Origin of the sequence: Alterotamlana spongicola, from assembly GCF_035818475.1 — a bacterium.
Lineage (GTDB): Bacteria > Bacteroidota > Bacteroidia > Flavobacteriales > Flavobacteriaceae > Cognatitamlana.
The window spans coordinates 139,201-154,561 of record NZ_JAYMGV010000005.1 but is presented as its reverse complement, the minus strand read 5'-3'; the positions used below and the strand labels follow the sequence as shown (position 1 = coordinate 154,561).

Sequence of the window (15,361 nt, the reverse complement as noted above, 5' to 3'; positions counted from 1 at the left end):
CGTTGATACTTAGTCTAATTTGTTGATGTAATAATCTTTATATTTATTGGCATCAAAGGTAAATAAGGTTTTTGATAAAGGTTGATTTGTTTCAAAAGAATTTACCGTTAGGGTGGTTTTTGTACTGTTTTTACCCACCTGAATTAAATTATAAATGTGTTTTGTCTGAGCGTCAATACCTAAAAGAAGTTCCTTTATTTCTGATTCTGAATCTATTGGTATTAGTTTTACATATTGAATTTTCCGACCATTAATATTTTGTTTAATGTCTAAATTATAAGTGTACCCATCTTCGTAAAACGATAACATTTTACTTGGTGTGATCGCATCACTTTCATCATCAATGGTATTAGAAACGGTTACTTCTTCATCTTCTGCACTGATGCTATACATGGTTTTACCATCAAAAAGACGGGTTACTCCAAGAATATTTAATCTGTATTTTTCGCCCTGCATAACAACATCCCCCTTAGTTTCTTGCTTTATGTTCTCAGAAATATTCTCTAAGGTGTATTTAAACTCCAGAGAAATATTCTCATAGCTTTTTACTTTTTGAGAGACTTCATTTAATAGTGCTTTAGCTTTGTCTTGTGCAAAAGCATGGGCTGAGAGTGTAATTAATATTATAGCAATTAATTTTTTCATTGTAATATAATTATATTTCATTTTCCAAATGTTGATCTAATGCCAATAAATCCGGGATTAAAACTTGTCTGGCCTTACTGCCTTCAAACGGGCCTACTATCCCGGCAGCTTCCAATTGATCAATTAACCTACCGGCTCTATTATAACCTAATTTTAATTTTCGTTGTAATAATGATGCAGACCCTTGTTGTGCTGTTACAATTACAATAGCAGCATCTTTAAAGAGTTTATCCCTATCAGAAATGTCTATATCAAGACTTGTGCCACTTTCTTCACCAATATATTCAGGAAGCATATAAGCATCCGGATAGGCTTTTTGAGAACCTATATAATCAGTTATTTTTTCAACTTCCGGAGTATCAACAAATGCACATTGAATACGGATTAAATCATTACCCTGGGTATATAACATATCACCACGACCAATGAGCTGGTCTGCTCCGGATCCATCTAAAATGGTACGGGAATCAATCTTAGAAGTTACTCTAAACGCAATACGAGCAGGGAAATTGGCTTTTATAATACCGGTAATAACATTTACCGAAGGGCGCTGCGTAGCAATAATCAAATGAATACCTATGGCACGTGCTAATTGAGCTAAACGGGCAATTGGTGTTTCCACCTCTTTACCGGCAGTCATAATCAAATCAGCAAATTCATCAACAACTAAAACAATATATGGTAAAAATTGATGACCGTCATTCGGGTTTAATTTTCTGGCTTTAAACTTCGCATTATATTCTGCAATGTTTCTACACATGGCATTTTTTAGAAGCTCATAGCGGTTATCCATTTCAATACAAAGCGAATTTAATGTATTGATCACTTTAGTGTTATCAGTAATTATGGCATCTTCACTGTCCGGTAACTTGGCTAAATAATGGCGCTCAATTTTATTAAAAAGGGTGAGCTCTACTTTTTTAGGATCGACTAAGATAAACTTAACCTCCGCAGGATGTTTTTTGTATAACAGAGACGTTAAAACGGCATTTAAACCTACAGATTTACCTTGACCTGTAGCTCCTGCCATAAGTAAGTGAGGCATTTTGGCCAGGTCTACTACAAATGTTTCATTACTAATGGTTTTGCCTAAAGCAATAGGAAGCTGCATGTCTGAGCTTTGAAACTTTTTTGAAGCAATCACAGAACGCATGGATACTATGGTCGAGTTTTTATTTGGTACCTCAATACCAATGGTACCCTTTCCGGGAATAGGTGCAATAATACGAATACCTAATGCCGATAAGGATAAGGCAATATCATCTTCTAAATTCTTAATTTTTGAGATCCTTACACCTGCTTCGGGAACAATTTCATATAGGGTTACGGTTGGACCAATAGTAGCTTTAATACTGGCAATACCAATCTTGTAGTTGTTTAAGGTCTCAACAATTTTATTTTTGTTTTCTTCAAGCTCTTCCTGATTAATTTTTATGCCTTCAGTATCGTATTTTTTTAATAGGTCAAGCGTCGGAAATTGATACTTGGCTAACTCTAAGGTGGGATCAAACTGTCCAAAGTCTTCAACTAATTTATCTGCAAGATTGTCAGTTTCAGAGACCTCTTCTTTAATGTCTTCAACCTTAATTTCTATTTCTGGCTCTTCCTGAATTTCCGGTTCCGGAACTTTTACCTCTAACGGCGCATTTTTTACAGTAGCTGTTATATCCTTTTCTGGTTCAGGCTCCTTTTTTTGTTCCAATGGAATTTCAAAAGCAGATTTGATGGCTTCCGCTTCATCAGATAAATTATTATCTACAGGTATAATAGTACCTTCCTTTAAATCTGAAAGTTCATTTTTAAGGTCTTTTTTTGCGGATTTAAAAAGTTTGGTAATACTTTCAAATGAAACCTTAAATCGTATAGCTAAATAGGATATCAATCCAAAAAGTAATAATAGAGATGTTCCTATTTTACCAATATAGTCTTGTAAAAAACTATTAATTTCAAAACCTACTACACCTCCAAGAATATCGTTGTGGTTTGCAAAAAAGCCTAAAAGAACAGATACCCATATGATAATGAGTACACCCCAAAACCAATGCTTTCTAAGTTTAGTTTTGTTGAGATTCATTAAAACATAAACTCCGGATAAGAAAATTAATCCGGAAAATATAAAAGAAGCTATACCAAAACCACGTTGTATGAAAAAATCGCTTAGCCAGGCCCCGGATTTACTTAACCAGTTTTGAGTTTTTACATGTCTTGATGCAAATTCAGATAAAGTACTTTGATCAGCTTCTCCCGTAAATAAAAATGAAACAAAGGCAATAAAAAGTAACAACCCACTAATAACAAGAAAGCTCCCAAGTACCAGTTTTTGTTGACTGGATAATTTAAAATGAGGCATTTTAAACTTTTTCTTAGGTGTTTTTTTAGCTTTGGGTGTACGTTTTGCCATTAATGATTTGTTGATTCAAATTGAGATACTAAAAATGTATTCTTAATTGAATTGTTTTCACAATGCAACAAAAATACAAATTACTAACATTAACGAAACTTTATTTTGAAAAATTGCAAAAGCAATAAAAACAAATGTTGGGTTATGTTAACTGTTTCCTAGGGTGGTACGCTTTCTTTAACTTAGTATTTTTAAAAAATCTTTGGAATATATATTACCAAGCCTGCAATAGAAGCAAAAACGGAAGCTATAAACACAGCACCAGCAGCTATATCTTTTATTAAGCCAATTTTATCATGGCGCTCAGGGTGAATAAAATTAGCAATTTCTTCAATAGCAGTATTAACTCCTTCAATACTCATGACCAAGCCTATGGCTAGAACTTGAACCGTCCATTCATTTGAAGAAATATTAAAATAAAACCCGGCAATGGTCATAATCACTGCAATTATAAACTGTACCTGAATACTGGCCTCTGTCTTTATGAGTAAAAGTGCACCTTTAAAGGCGTATCTGACACTTTTCAACCTATTTGTTAAAAAAGATTCTTTTTTACTCATTGTAAAGCGCTTCTAAAGCGGCCTTGTAATTTGGTTCTTCTCCTGTTTCGGGCACCTGCTCTGTATAAATAACTTTACCATGTGCATCTGTAACAATAATGCTTCTGGATAAAAGGCCTTCAAAACCACCATCTACAAATATTAAACCATTGGTTTTGCCGAATGCCCCTGTTTTAAAATCTGAAAGCATAATGACATTTTCCAAGCCTTCTGCGGCACAAAACTGGTCTTGCATAAAAGGTAAATCCCTTGAAATGCATAATACTTTAGTGTTGTCTAATTCACTTGCCTCTGTGTTAAACTGTCTTACTGAAGCCGCACAGACACCAGTATTTACACTCGGGAAAATATTCAATACTAATTTACTGCCTTTAAAATCTTGTAAAGTTTTGGTTGAAAGGTCAGTTGCCACTAACTCAAAATCCTGTAATTGAGTTCCTGATTCTGGTAAGCTACCTGAAGTTTTTACCGGGGTTCCGCCCAAAGTTATATTTGCCATATTCTGTTTTTTTATTTGAAAACCTAAAATTAGGAATATTTACTGTTTAATTGATGCTAAATTAAGATTAGTTTTAAATGGCTCTAAATGTCTGCTCATAAACATCTTAGCATATATAAAACTTATAAGATAAGAGAAAGCAATAGTTTTTATCAATTTTAATATAATTTATAAAAATATAATTCTAAAATTTATATTGATACAATCTGTATCTTTAGGTAATCAGAATGAAATATAAAAACTTTAATAATGGAACACAATAGTAATGGAGACGCAAGTAAGTGCCCGTTTTATGGAGGTGCTCAAAAAGAATCGGCTGGTAGTGGTACAAAAAACCGAGATTGGTGGCCTAATGAATTGAAGCTTAATATTCTTAAGCAACACAGCGTAAAATCTAATCCAATGGGAGCGGATTTTAACTACGCAGACGCATTCAATAGTGTTGACTTTTCAGCTCTTAAAGCAGATGTGATGAATATAATGACGGACTCTCAGGATTGGTGGCCGGCAGATTACGGGCATTATGGTCCACTTATGATACGAATGGCATGGCATAGTGCCGGTACGTATCGGGTAGGAGACGGTAGAGGGGGAGCAAACACAGGTAATCAACGCTTTGCACCGTTAAATAGTTGGCCGGATAATGGCAATTTGGATAAGGCACGTTTGTTACTTTGGCCAATTAAAAAGAAATATGGTAAAAAGATTTCCTGGGCAGATTTAATGATTCTTGCAGGGAATTGTGCTTTGGAATCTATGGGCTTTAAGACCTTTGGATTTGCTGGCGGAAGGGTAGATGCCTGGGAACCCGAACAAGATATTTATTGGGGATCTGAAACCGAATGGTTAGGTAATAAGGAACGTTTTGATGACGATAATTTGGAAGGGCATTTAGGTGCGGCACATATGGGATTGATCTATGTTAACCCGGAAGGACCAAATGGAAAATCTAATCCGTTAGGCTCAGCTAAGTTAATGAGAGAGACTTTTGGACGTATGGCAATGAATGATGAAGAAACTGTAGCTCTTACTGCAGGGGGGCATACTTTTGGTAAGGCTCATGGTGCAGCTAATCCTGATGATTTTGTAGGGGCAGAACCTCATGGTGCTGCTATTGAAGAAATGAGTACAGGCTGGAAAAACAGCTATGGTACTGGAAAGCTTGATGATGCTATTACAAGTGGACTGGAAGGCGCGTGGACCCCAAACCCTACCAAATGGGATCATGATTATTTTGATGTATTGTTAAACTATGATTGGGAGTTAACAACAAGCCCGGCGGGAGCAAGTCAATGGACCCCAACAAAAGAATCTCAGGCCAGAATGGCTCCAACTGCGGGTGATGCTTCAAAACAACAAGCTCTAATGATGACAGATGCCGATATGGCTCTAAAGTTAGATCCGGGGTATTTAAAAATTTCAAAACGTTTTCAGGAAAACCCAAAGGAATTAGAAGATGCATTTGCCAGAGCATGGTATAAATTAACCCATAGAGATATGGGGCCCATATCACGTTATTTAGGCCCGGAAGTGCCAAAAGAAGAATTATTATGGCAAGATCCTATTCCCTCTGTTGATTATACTTTGAGTGATTCAGATATAGCGTCATTAAAAACCATGATTGAGGTTTCAGGATTAACCGTTTCTCAATTGGTTTCTACAGCCTGGGCTTCGGCTTCAACGTTTAGAGGTTCAGATATGCGCGGTGGTGCTAATGGAGGACGTATTCGTTTGGCTCCTCAAAAGGATTGGAAAGTAAACAACCCAACTGAATTAGCAACAGTTCTTGAAGTTTATGAAGGTATTCAAAACGCATTTGAAGGTACTATTTCAATAGCAGATTTGATTGTTTTGGGAGGTTCTGTTGGTGTTGAACAAGCTGCAAAAAATGCAGGATATATTGTAACGGTACCTTTTACCGGAGGTAGAGGGGATGCTTCACAGGAGCAAACCGATATAGAATCCTTTGGTTATTTGGAGCCAATAGCTGATGGTTTTAGAAATTATGTCAAGTCCGGTTTACATGTAGCTGCAGAAGATTTATTAATAGATAAGGCAAATCTATTAACCCTTTCAATTCCAGAAATGACAGTGTTAATTGGAGGTTTACGAGTACTGGATACAAATTATGATGGCTCAAAACACGGCGTGTTTACAGATATCGTTGGCAGTTTGAACAATGCGTTCTTTGCTAATATTTTAGACTTCACCTATACCTGGAAGGCTGTTTCAAATGATGACTCCATATTTGAGGGCAGTGACCGAAAAACAGGAGAAGTAAAATTTACAGGGACCCGTGCAGATTTGATCTTTGGGTCAAATACAGAATTGAGAGCAGTAGCTGAAGTGTATGGAGCTGCTGATGCTGAAGAGAAATTTGTGAAAGATTTTATTACAGCATGGACTAAGGTTATGAATTTAGACCGTTTTGATCTGACATAACTTTAGATTGTGAAAATTATATTGGGATAAATATGTTTGTTCTACTTACTACTTATCCCAATTTTATTTTAAAAACGGAACAGTTATGAATATTATTGATGATCTTTTTTGCAACATTCAATCCAATAACACAGAGCGAGTAAAAGAACTACTGAGAGAAAACCCAGCTCTGATCGATGCTAAAGATCCAAGAGGGTTTACCCCTTTAATATTTGCTTCTTATTTTGATAAAGAAGCTATTGTAAATCTGTTGTTAGAAAATAAGGTTCCTGTAGATTCGGTAGATACGTTTGGAAATACCGCTTTGATTGGCGTATCCTTTAAAGGAAATTTGACCATAGCTTTAAGGTTGATACAGTATGGAGCTAATATCAATATAGCAAATGCTGAAGGTATTACCCCGTTGATTTTTGCATCAATGTATAATCAAACCAAAATGGTTAAATTATTATTGGACCATAAGGCTAAGCAAAAGGTTAAAGACAAAAATGGGAAAACAGCATTGGATTATGCCAAAGAAAAAGAACTTAAGGATATTATAGAGCTTTTAAAGTAAATTGTTGTTTGTGAAATATTATAAAGGGTAGCGTTGGGATTCTATTCTTTTATAAATTTAATCGGTTTTTTGTTGTCAAATTTCAATAGATACATTCCATTAGCTAGATTTTGTATATTGATCTTACCATTATTGGATATGATTCCGTTATTTTTTTCCACACCCAGAGTATTGTAAATGATGTAATCCTTTCTTTTATTTAAACCGGAAACTTCTATGTAGGTATTTGCAGGATTTGGAAATACCTTTACCTTTTGTTGCATTGAAGAATTGTGAACATTTAGTGTAGATAAATTACTAAAAGAAATTTTATTATTATCGAGCTCACTGACATAAATAGTGCTGTTTTTGATAGCAAGACTACTAGGTCCGGCCCCTGCTATTGTATTTATCTCTATAATTGTTGGAGACACTTCAGTGATGTCTATTTTAGAAATTTTATCGCTGGAATATTCACAGAAATATAAATCATTACCATCAAAAGCAAGATTTCTGGGTGTAGTTAACCCGGTTATTACCTCCGTTGCTACAGGAGAACTGTCCGTAATATCTATTTTATTAATCTTACCGCTACTGTATTCACAGAAGTATAAATCATTATTATGGAGTATAATACCTCCAGGTATAGATGTTAGACCTGAAACTAGTACAGGTGGTGGACTAATAGTTGTAATATCTATTTTGGATATTGATCGATCACCTGACTCAGAAAAATATAAATCTTGATCTTGAATAGCAATACTAAAAGGCGTAGAAAGTCCCGTTAACACTTCTGTTATTATAGGGCTGCTATCTGTAATATCTATTTTAGAGATCTTACCATCATCAGGGTCGCCATTATCATCGCCAATTTCACTAAAATATAAGTCATTACCATTGATAGCCATCCCAGAAGGCCTGGATAATCCTGTTAATATTTCTGTTTTTACTGGGGTGGAATCTGTAATATCTATTTTAGAAATTTTACCATTATTATACTCACAGAAGTATAAATCATTGCCATTGATAAGAATATCTGAAGGAGCATCTGCTACAAACTCACCCGTACTTTGGGCATTAGCGCAATTAAATAATAAATAGGTAATTAACGAAAAATAGAATAGTTTCATTTTCAATTTGGATTAGAGTATACATTTAGATTTTGCCGGTTTAGCTATAAATAAGGCATGTTTCTAAATAAGGTAAATCGTCGGCAAATCTAGAATTATTCTAATTTAATATTTTTACCATATGGTAAAATGTTGAGAAGTAGTAAGGTTTAGGCTCAAAAAAAAATCACTCTGTATATACAAAGTGATTTTTCAATTCTTCTTTTTCAATAATGTATTAATTGAGTTTGCATTTCAAACTCATAGATTTAGTTAGCATGTAATGCTAAATATTCTGCAGTAGCTTTAGCGTTTGCATTCATAGCTTCTTTACCTTCCTGCCAGTTTGCCGGGCAAACTTCGCCGTGCTTTTGGTTATGTGTTAACGCATCTACTAAACGGATATATTCGTTGACGTTTCTTCCTAATGGCATATTATTGATGCTTTCATGTTGTACCACACCGTCTTCATCTATAATATAAGTAGCTCTATAGGTTACATTATCCCCTTCAACCTGAACCGTACCGGTTTCTTCATCAAAAGTTTCATTAGAGATATCTAAAATACCTAAGATGCTTGATAAGTTTCTGTTACTATCGGCAAGAATAGGATAGGTTACGCCTTCTATACCACCATTGTTTTTAGCAGTGCTTAACCATGCAAAATGAACTTCAGGAGTGTCGCAAGATGCACCAATTACAATAGTGTTTCTTTTTTCAAATTCAGGAAGTGCTGCTTGAAATGCATGTAATTCTGTTGGACAAACAAAAGTGAAGTCTTTTGGATACCAAAATAAAACCACTTTCTTTTTATTGTTTACAGCTTCTTCAAGAACGTTTACTTTATAAGTAGCTCCCGTGCTATTCATTGCGTCAACGTTTAAATCTGGAAATTTTTTTCCTACTAATGCCATGTTTTTATATTTATAATGTTATTAATTTTCGAAGTGCAAATATAAAATAGATTATAAATTTTGGTAAGAATTAAAATTTTAATTCTTTATAAATACATAGATTTTACCTATATGATAATGAAAACAGAATAGTGATATTCTATTTTGAAGCCAACTGCTTTATTTTGATCCTTAAAGCAGCAAATAATAAGGTGGTAAACGGACTTAGCCAATTAAAAAAGGCGTATAAAAAATATTCTCCAACACCAACACCTAAAACACCGGATTGATAGGCTCCACAAGTATTCCATGGAATGAGTACAGAAGTTACCGTTCCTGAGTCTTCAAGAGTTCTGCTTAAATTTTCGGGAGCGAGGTTTTTGTCTTCAAAGGCTTTCTTGAACATTTTTCCTGGGATAACTATCGCTAAGTATTGATCTGAAGCTATGATGTTTAAGCCTAAACAGCTCACCACAGTACTGGCAAATAGCCCAAAAACTGAAGCAGCCATGGAAAGTAAGGCCTCGGTTATTTTGGCAAGTGCTCCAATACCATCCATAACACCACCAAAAACCATAGCACAGATAATTAAAAATATGGTCCAAAGCATGCCTTTCATACCACCGGCAGAAAACAAATCGTTTAGCTTTTCATTATCGGTAGTGATTTGAATGTCAGTAAAAATAGATTTGATAATAGATGAAAACTTAGAGCCATCTCCTAGATTGTTTAATATTTCCGGCTGAAAAATAAATGCAAAAATAGCGGCTAATAAAACCCCGATTCCAAGTGCTGCTAATGGTTTTGTTTTTAATAATATTAAGCCTATAACGGCAAGTGGAACTAAGAACAGCCACGGTGTAATATTAAATGATGTGGTAATGGTTTCTAATAAATTGCCTACATCAGCACTCCCTGATGTTGTGACGGAGATACTTAAAATTCCGAATATAATCAGCGTTACAATTATAGTTGGAACTGTGGTAATTGACATATACCTAATATGAGTAAACAGATCAGTTCCTGCCATAGCTGGTGCAAGGTTTGTAGTATCACTAAGCGGTGACATCTTATCACCAAAATAAGCCCCGGAAATAACGGCTCCGGCAATCATTCCCGGATTAATTCCTAAAGCACCCCCAATTCCTACTAAAGCAATACCAACAGTAGCAGAAGTGGTCCATGAACTACCTGTTGCAATTGAAATTAGAGCGGCTATAACTACAGATGCCGGTAAAAATATTTCAGGACTTAAAACCTGTAACCCATAGTATACCATAGCCGGGATCACACCACTGATAAGCCATGTGCCGGCAAGAGCACCAACCAAAAAGAGTATCATAATTGGAATAAATACACTTTTTAAATTCTCCCATATTTCTTTTAGCATTCTATTAAAAGACACTTTATTAAAGAAACCAACAATAGCAGCAACACCACCTCCGATTAATAAAATAATTTGATTTGAATACGCTCCAAACATCTCTCCTTGTGCAAAAAAGATGTTGTAAGCTAAGAGACCCATTAAGATGATTACCGGAATAAGAGCTTCTAAAAAATTAAGTGCTTTGTTTTCAATAATGTTTTGTTCATCGGCTTTAAACTCGGAAATATTCTTTTCGTCTTGCATGTATTAAAATTTTAATCTCGTAATGTTACGATTTTCTGAGTTTCTTTCAAAACAATGTGACTTATTTGATAATTAGTGTCACAATTAATATCAAATCAAGCTTTTTATTATGATATTTTCATTGGTGTTAATACTTGTCTTGGGGCTTTTATATGTACTTATATACCATATTTCATATCCCAACACGATGCATGATTTTGTAGAAAAAGAAAGCACTTTTATAGAAAAGAAAAAAGACCATACATCCTTATCCAAGGCCTCACAAGAATTTCAAAACCAAAAAGGACAAGAAGTATTGAATATTGATCAAGATGAAAACACAGCATTGAATCAATGGCAATTAACACAAAACTTAAAGGCTTTGAATTATATAACTGAAATGGAATCCATGTACGTTAATGATAAAATCTCTGAAGCAGATTTTGAAAGGTATAAACATGTAAAGAAAACTTTAAGAGGACGCACCATTGACCTTTCGCAAAGTTTAAAGAAAAAAACTCCTATAAAACAAAGGTATAATGGCAAATGAATAAAATAGTTGGTTAAATTTGCATGCTTATATGGATTCACTAACTCAAATTGTACTGGGAGCTGCCTGCGGGGAAGCCGTATTAGGAAAAAAGATTGGAAATAAAGCGCTTTTGTTTGGTGCTATTGGTGGTACTATCCCGGATCTGGATGTTTTTGTAGGCAGTTGGTTGTACGGCAATGAAATTGATGCCATGCTATTTCACAGAGGGTTTATGCATTCTATCCTATTTTCTGTTCTAGCGGCTTTTTTACTAGGGTGGCTGGTTCATAAACTTTATAATACGGGCAAGCGTTTTAATTCGACTACACGAAAGAATTGGATCAATTTATTTTTTTGGTCGCTTTTTACACACCCTATTTTAGATTGTTTTACACCATATGGAACTCAGTTGTTTGCTCCTTTTAGTAATTATAGAGTGGCTTTAAATAATATAGCTGTTGCAGATCCTATATATACGCTTCCGTTCTTAATATGTATCATTGCTTTGATGTTTTTTAAGAGGACCTCAAGGAAACGTCAACTTTGGTTAAAACTGGGAATTGGAATTAGTTCGGCTTATATGTTGTTTACTTTAGGGAATAAACTTTATATAGATACAATTTTTAGAAAATCATTAAAGGATAGTGATATAGATTATGAGCGCTTTAGCATACAACCTGCAATTTTTAATAACGTGTTGTGGTATGGTATAGCTCAAACAAATACAGCATATTTTGTTGCTGATTATTCTTTATTAGATACAGAAAACCGATTTTTAAATTTTAGAAAGGTGCCTAAACAGCGTGACTTAGAGCCTTCTGATTTTCATGATATTAAAGGATTAGCTTGGTTTAGTAATCACTATTATAGCATTTATAAGATTAGTGATAATGAATACCAATACAATGATTTACGTTACCCGCTTTTAGACCTGGATAATCCAAATACCTCAGTATTTAGCTTACTGCTTTATAAAGATAAGGGCAGACTAAATATGAAGCCCTTTGAACCTAAATTTGATAGCCTGGAAGATGTCATAGCTTCCTTATGGAAACGTATTAAAGGGCTGTAGATAATTTGTGTTTAGCCCCCAGAATATTTAATGTTTCCATACATGCTCTCATCATTTTGTAAGTGCGTTCAATGTCCGCATCTAATCCAATTGAAAAACGAATTAACCCATCACTTAATCCCATTTCTAATTGTTCGCTTTCAGGTATTTCTGATGAAGTTGAAGTTCCCGGAGCACTGAATAAAGTTTTATAGAAGCCTAAGCTAACTGCTAAATACCCTAGGTTTTCATTCTGCATAAGTTCCATAAGCTCATTAGCTTTATCTAAGGAACCTACATCAATGGTGAGCATACCACCGTAACCGTATGTTTCATTCATCATGGTTTTAAATAATTGATGAGAGGGGTGTGACTCTAGTCCCGGGTAAACGGTCTTTAAACCATCAGCTTCAAATTTTTCAGCTAAGAACAGTGCATTTTTGCTGTGTTGCTGCATGCGTATATGCAGAGTTCTTAAATTCTTTAATATGGAAGCTGCCCGTAAACTATCCATAGTAGAACCTAAGAGCATGGAAGCGCCATCATTCACATTTCTTAAGTCATTAATAAACTCTTGAGTACCACATACTACACCTCCAACGGTATCACTGGATCCGTTAATGAATTTAGTTAAACTATGAATCACAATATCAGCACCCAAAGTAGCAGGAGAGATTGATAAAGGCGAAAATGTATTATCTACTACTAATTTTAATTGATGCTTTCTGGCAATGCTTGCTAACCCTTTTATATCTGCGACTTCTAGAAGAGGGTTACTTACAGACTCACAGTATATAATCTTGGTATTTTTAGTGATAGCGGCTTCAACCACATCCAATTTGGTAATGTCAACAAAACTGGTCTCTATATTGAACTTTGGTGCAAAATTTTTCAAAAAAGCATAGGTTCCTCCATATATTGTACGACTGGAAACAATATGGTCTCCCGTTCCACAAAGTTGCATGATAACTGGTGTGATTGCTCCCATCCCTGACGCCGAAACGTTAGCCGTTTCTGTACCTTCCATCGCTGCTAAAGCTTCTCCTAAGTAAAGATTTGAAGGTGAAGAATGGCGCGAGTATAAATAACAACCATCTGCATTACCTTCAAAAGTGTCAAACATGGTTTTTGCAGATAAAAAAGTATAGGTTGACGAATCAGAAATGGAAGGATTTACACCTCCAAATTCACCAAAATATTGTAAGTCCTGAATGCTGTTTGCAGGTTTAAAAGCCATAGTAGTAAGTTTGTGAGTTTATGCAAATTTCATGAAAACTAGTCTAAATGTCAATTATTAGTTGTAATTGTAGAAAATAAAACTATTATTTTGAATATTTATAGAAAAAAATATTATAATTTTGAATGTGATTAATACCTGAATGAAATATATTCAATTATGATATTAGATACTACTGACAGAAAAATACTGGAACTACTTCAACTGGATAGTAAACAAACCAACAAAGAACTTTCTAATAAGTTAGGACTATCCGTAACTGCTGTTTATGAACGTATTAAAAAGCTGGAACGAGAGGGGGTTATTGACGGTTATATGGCTTTAGTTAATAAAAAGCATATTGACAGAAACTTTGTGGTATTTTGTCATATAAAGTTACTTCAGCACAGCCAGGAATTTGTTGTAAGTTTTGAAAAAGAGGTTAAAAAATTAGGCGAAGTATTGGAGTGTTACCACATAAGTGGAGATTATGACTATCTTTTAAAGGTCATTGTTAAAGATATGGCTACTTTTAGAGAATTTATGGTTAAAAAATTAACAACCATAAATCATATTGGTAGTACGCACAGTATGTTTGTTATTAATGAGGTAAAACATACTACTGCTATAAATTTATAAGATGAATTCAACACTATACAGAGGTTTAGAACTTTTATTACTATTTGTACTTATTCCGGTAAGCTTTGTGTTTAAGTATTCGCCCTGGATAAAATTAGGTATTGGTGTTGTTGGTTTTCTTTATGTGATTTATGTGCTTTTAAAAGTGGAACATTTAAAGTTTAAAATTGTAAAGCATCTTAATTGGACATTATTTTGGAAAGAAACCTTTATTAAGCTGTCTTTAATTGCGGTTATCACTTTCATATTTGTTTGGGTTAGTAATAAAGAAGCACTTTTTCAGGTGGTGTACAACAAACCCAAATTATGGTTGCTTATTCTTTTCATTTATAGTGTATTTTCAGTATACCCACAAGAATTAATTTATAGAACGTTTTTCTTTAGCAGATACCGTAATTTATTTAAAAACAATAATGTATTTCTCTTTATCAATGCTATTTTGTTTTCATTGGCCCATCTGTTTTTTAGAAATGCTCTGGTTATTGTGTTAACTTTTTTGGGAGGCTTATTATTTGCGTTAACTTATAATAAAACACAGTCAACAATTTTAGTGTCTATTGAGCATGCTGTGTATGGTTGTTGGTTGTTCACCGTAGGTATGGGAGTAATGTTAGGGTTTCCGGCATGATTTTTTATATAAACCTTTACATTATTGAAACTTTTTACTACTTTTAAATCAGCTATTATTAATTAAATTAAGAATATGAAAAAACTAACTTACATTATTTTAGGGTTTATTATTGGAGCAGTATTGACGTATTACTTTTGCCCGAGACCTGTTGAAATGCAAACATCAGAAACAAAAATTGTAAAACCAAATGGGGTCATTTCTATTGATAAGGCCAAAGAATTGAATAATAACTGGACAGATTACAGACAGGCAGCCGTAGATTCTGCTGCACAAAAACAAGGAAGAAAAAAAGATGACCGTTCTGTATTCTGGTCCATAGAAGACATTGAAAACTATCTTGTATATGCAAAAAATCAAACGGATAGTTTAGGTTATGACATGTCGGGTATACGTATTTATTTAGGTGTATATGGTGAAAATGCCGGACAGCTTAAAAAAAATTTAACAACCATGTTTATTGTGCCTACTATTAGCAAACAATTAGCTCAGGCAAGTATGAATCCTATGAATATGGGGCTTCAGAATGGGGGAGATTGCCCGGAATGCTCACCATTAAATGCAGGATCAGGGGGGAATGGAGGATACCCTCAATAAATTTT

15 protein-coding genes are annotated in these 15,361 nt (G+C 34.5%); 7 read left to right on the top strand and 8 right to left on the bottom strand.

The annotated features are described in order from the left end of the window. Window positions 1-9: 9 nt before the first annotated feature. The 4 genes from lolA1 to tpx form a co-directional block, all read right to left on the bottom strand. On the bottom strand, window positions 10-645 hold the full coding sequence (gene lolA1, locus VOI54_RS17295) for an outer membrane lipoprotein periplasmic chaperone LolA1 (RefSeq protein WP_326284502.1): 636 nt from the start codon (window positions 643-645) through the stop codon (window positions 10-12). Window positions 646-655: 10 nt separating this feature from the next. Next, on the bottom strand, window positions 656-3,046 hold the full coding sequence (locus VOI54_RS17290) for a DNA translocase FtsK (RefSeq protein WP_326284501.1): 2,391 nt from the start codon (window positions 3,044-3,046) through the stop codon (window positions 656-658). 191 nt (window positions 3,047-3,237) lie between these two features. Then, window positions 3,238-3,606 (bottom strand): diacylglycerol kinase, encoded by a 369-nt coding sequence (locus VOI54_RS17285; RefSeq protein ID WP_326284500.1) that lies wholly within the window; start codon window positions 3,604-3,606, stop codon window positions 3,238-3,240. Next, window positions 3,599-4,105: a thiol peroxidase gene (gene tpx, locus VOI54_RS17280; protein ID WP_326284498.1), complete on the bottom strand. Its 507-nt coding sequence runs from the start codon at window positions 4,103-4,105 to the stop codon at window positions 3,599-3,601. Before tpx ends, VOI54_RS17285 begins: the two co-directional genes overlap by 8 nt. Before the next feature lie 249 nt (window positions 4,106-4,354). Here tpx and katG point away from each other — a divergent pair, with 249 nt between their 5' ends. Together katG and VOI54_RS17270 are read left to right on the top strand one after the other, a co-directional pair. Beyond that, on the top strand, window positions 4,355-6,547 hold the full coding sequence (gene katG / locus VOI54_RS17275) for a catalase/peroxidase HPI (RefSeq protein WP_326284496.1): 2,193 nt from the start codon (window positions 4,355-4,357) through the stop codon (window positions 6,545-6,547). Between the two features lie 85 nt (window positions 6,548-6,632). Next, the gene (locus VOI54_RS17270) at window positions 6,633-7,103 is read left to right on the top strand and encodes an ankyrin repeat domain-containing protein (protein WP_326284494.1); all 471 of its coding nucleotides are present in this window, start codon (window positions 6,633-6,635) and stop codon (window positions 7,101-7,103) included. A gap of 41 nt (window positions 7,104-7,144) precedes the next feature. Here the strand turns inward: VOI54_RS17270 and VOI54_RS17265 are convergent, their stop codons facing one another. From VOI54_RS17265 to nhaC, 3 genes are all read right to left on the bottom strand, one after another. After that, complete coding sequence (locus VOI54_RS17265; RefSeq protein ID WP_326284492.1) at window positions 7,145-8,212, bottom strand: T9SS type A sorting domain-containing protein; 1,068 nt, start codon at window positions 8,210-8,212, stop codon at window positions 7,145-7,147. A gap of 248 nt (window positions 8,213-8,460) precedes the next feature. Then, entirely contained in the window at window positions 8,461-9,105 is a 645-nt protein-coding gene (locus VOI54_RS17260; RefSeq protein WP_326284491.1) for a peroxiredoxin, read from the bottom strand. A 139-nt stretch (window positions 9,106-9,244) separates the two neighbouring features. After that, window positions 9,245-10,714, bottom strand: coding sequence for a Na+/H+ antiporter NhaC (gene nhaC, locus VOI54_RS17255; protein WP_326284489.1), 1,470 nt, complete (start codon window positions 10,712-10,714; stop codon window positions 9,245-9,247). Between the two features lie 109 nt (window positions 10,715-10,823). Here nhaC and VOI54_RS17250 point away from each other — a divergent pair, with 109 nt between their 5' ends. Further along, window positions 10,824-11,243 (top strand): hypothetical protein, encoded by a 420-nt coding sequence (locus tag VOI54_RS17250; RefSeq protein ID WP_326284488.1) that lies wholly within the window; start codon window positions 10,824-10,826, stop codon window positions 11,241-11,243. A 31-nt stretch (window positions 11,244-11,274) separates the two neighbouring features. Further along, window positions 11,275-12,297: a metal-dependent hydrolase gene (locus VOI54_RS17245; RefSeq protein WP_326284486.1), complete on the top strand. Its 1,023-nt coding sequence runs from the start codon at window positions 11,275-11,277 to the stop codon at window positions 12,295-12,297. Here VOI54_RS17245 and VOI54_RS17240 read toward each other — a convergent pair. Further along, on the bottom strand, window positions 12,284-13,513 hold the full coding sequence (locus VOI54_RS17240; RefSeq protein ID WP_326284484.1) for an aminotransferase class I/II-fold pyridoxal phosphate-dependent enzyme: 1,230 nt from the start codon (window positions 13,511-13,513) through the stop codon (window positions 12,284-12,286). The two genes, VOI54_RS17245 and VOI54_RS17240, sit on opposite strands and share 14 nt — an antisense overlap. Window positions 13,514-13,672: 159 nt before the next feature. Here VOI54_RS17240 and VOI54_RS17235 point away from each other — a divergent pair, with 159 nt between their 5' ends. The 3 genes from VOI54_RS17235 to VOI54_RS17225 all read left to right on the top strand — a co-directional run bounded on the left by VOI54_RS17235 (window position 13,673) and on the right by VOI54_RS17225 (window position 15,356). Next, window positions 13,673-14,131 (top strand): Lrp/AsnC family transcriptional regulator, encoded by a 459-nt coding sequence (locus tag VOI54_RS17235; RefSeq protein ID WP_326284483.1) that lies wholly within the window; start codon window positions 13,673-13,675, stop codon window positions 14,129-14,131. Between the two features lies 1 nt (window position 14,132). Beyond that, window positions 14,133-14,759 (top strand): CPBP family intramembrane glutamic endopeptidase, encoded by a 627-nt coding sequence (locus tag VOI54_RS17230; RefSeq protein WP_326284481.1) that lies wholly within the window; start codon window positions 14,133-14,135, stop codon window positions 14,757-14,759. A 75-nt stretch (window positions 14,760-14,834) separates the two neighbouring features. Then, complete coding sequence (locus VOI54_RS17225; protein WP_326284479.1) at window positions 14,835-15,356, top strand: hypothetical protein; 522 nt, start codon at window positions 14,835-14,837, stop codon at window positions 15,354-15,356. The last annotated feature ends 5 nt before the right edge of the window (window positions 15,357-15,361 follow it).

What these genes read in the sequence shown, in the direction of transcription:
- lolA1 (WP_326284502.1), bottom strand. Translation starts at nt 645, where the DNA reads ATGAAAAAATTAATTGCTATAATATTAATTACACTCTCAGCCCATGCT.
- VOI54_RS17290 (WP_326284501.1), bottom strand. Translation starts at nt 3,046, where the DNA reads ATGGCAAAACGTACACCCAAAGCTAAAAAAACACCTAAGAAAAAGTTT.
- VOI54_RS17285 (WP_326284500.1), bottom strand. Translation starts at nt 3,606, where the DNA reads ATGAGTAAAAAAGAATCTTTTTTAACAAATAGGTTGAAAAGTGTCAGA.
- tpx (WP_326284498.1), bottom strand. Translation starts at nt 4,105, where the DNA reads ATGGCAAATATAACTTTGGGCGGAACCCCGGTAAAAACTTCAGGTAGC.
- katG (WP_326284496.1), top strand. Translation starts at nt 4,355, where the DNA reads ATGGAACACAATAGTAATGGAGACGCAAGTAAGTGCCCGTTTTATGGA.
- VOI54_RS17270 (WP_326284494.1), top strand. Translation starts at nt 6,633, where the DNA reads ATGAATATTATTGATGATCTTTTTTGCAACATTCAATCCAATAACACA.
- VOI54_RS17265 (WP_326284492.1), bottom strand. Translation starts at nt 8,212, where the DNA reads ATGAAACTATTCTATTTTTCGTTAATTACCTATTTATTATTTAATTGC.
- VOI54_RS17260 (WP_326284491.1), bottom strand. Translation starts at nt 9,105, where the DNA reads ATGGCATTAGTAGGAAAAAAATTTCCAGATTTAAACGTTGACGCAATG.
- nhaC (WP_326284489.1), bottom strand. Translation starts at nt 10,714, where the DNA reads ATGCAAGACGAAAAGAATATTTCCGAGTTTAAAGCCGATGAACAAAAC.
- VOI54_RS17250 (WP_326284488.1), top strand. Translation starts at nt 10,824, where the DNA reads ATGATATTTTCATTGGTGTTAATACTTGTCTTGGGGCTTTTATATGTA.
- VOI54_RS17245 (WP_326284486.1), top strand. Translation starts at nt 11,275, where the DNA reads ATGGATTCACTAACTCAAATTGTACTGGGAGCTGCCTGCGGGGAAGCC.
- VOI54_RS17240 (WP_326284484.1), bottom strand. Translation starts at nt 13,513, where the DNA reads ATGGCTTTTAAACCTGCAAACAGCATTCAGGACTTACAATATTTTGGT.
- VOI54_RS17235 (WP_326284483.1), top strand. Translation starts at nt 13,673, where the DNA reads ATGATATTAGATACTACTGACAGAAAAATACTGGAACTACTTCAACTG.
- VOI54_RS17230 (WP_326284481.1), top strand. Translation starts at nt 14,133, where the DNA reads ATGAATTCAACACTATACAGAGGTTTAGAACTTTTATTACTATTTGTA.
- VOI54_RS17225 (WP_326284479.1), top strand. Translation starts at nt 14,835, where the DNA reads ATGAAAAAACTAACTTACATTATTTTAGGGTTTATTATTGGAGCAGTA.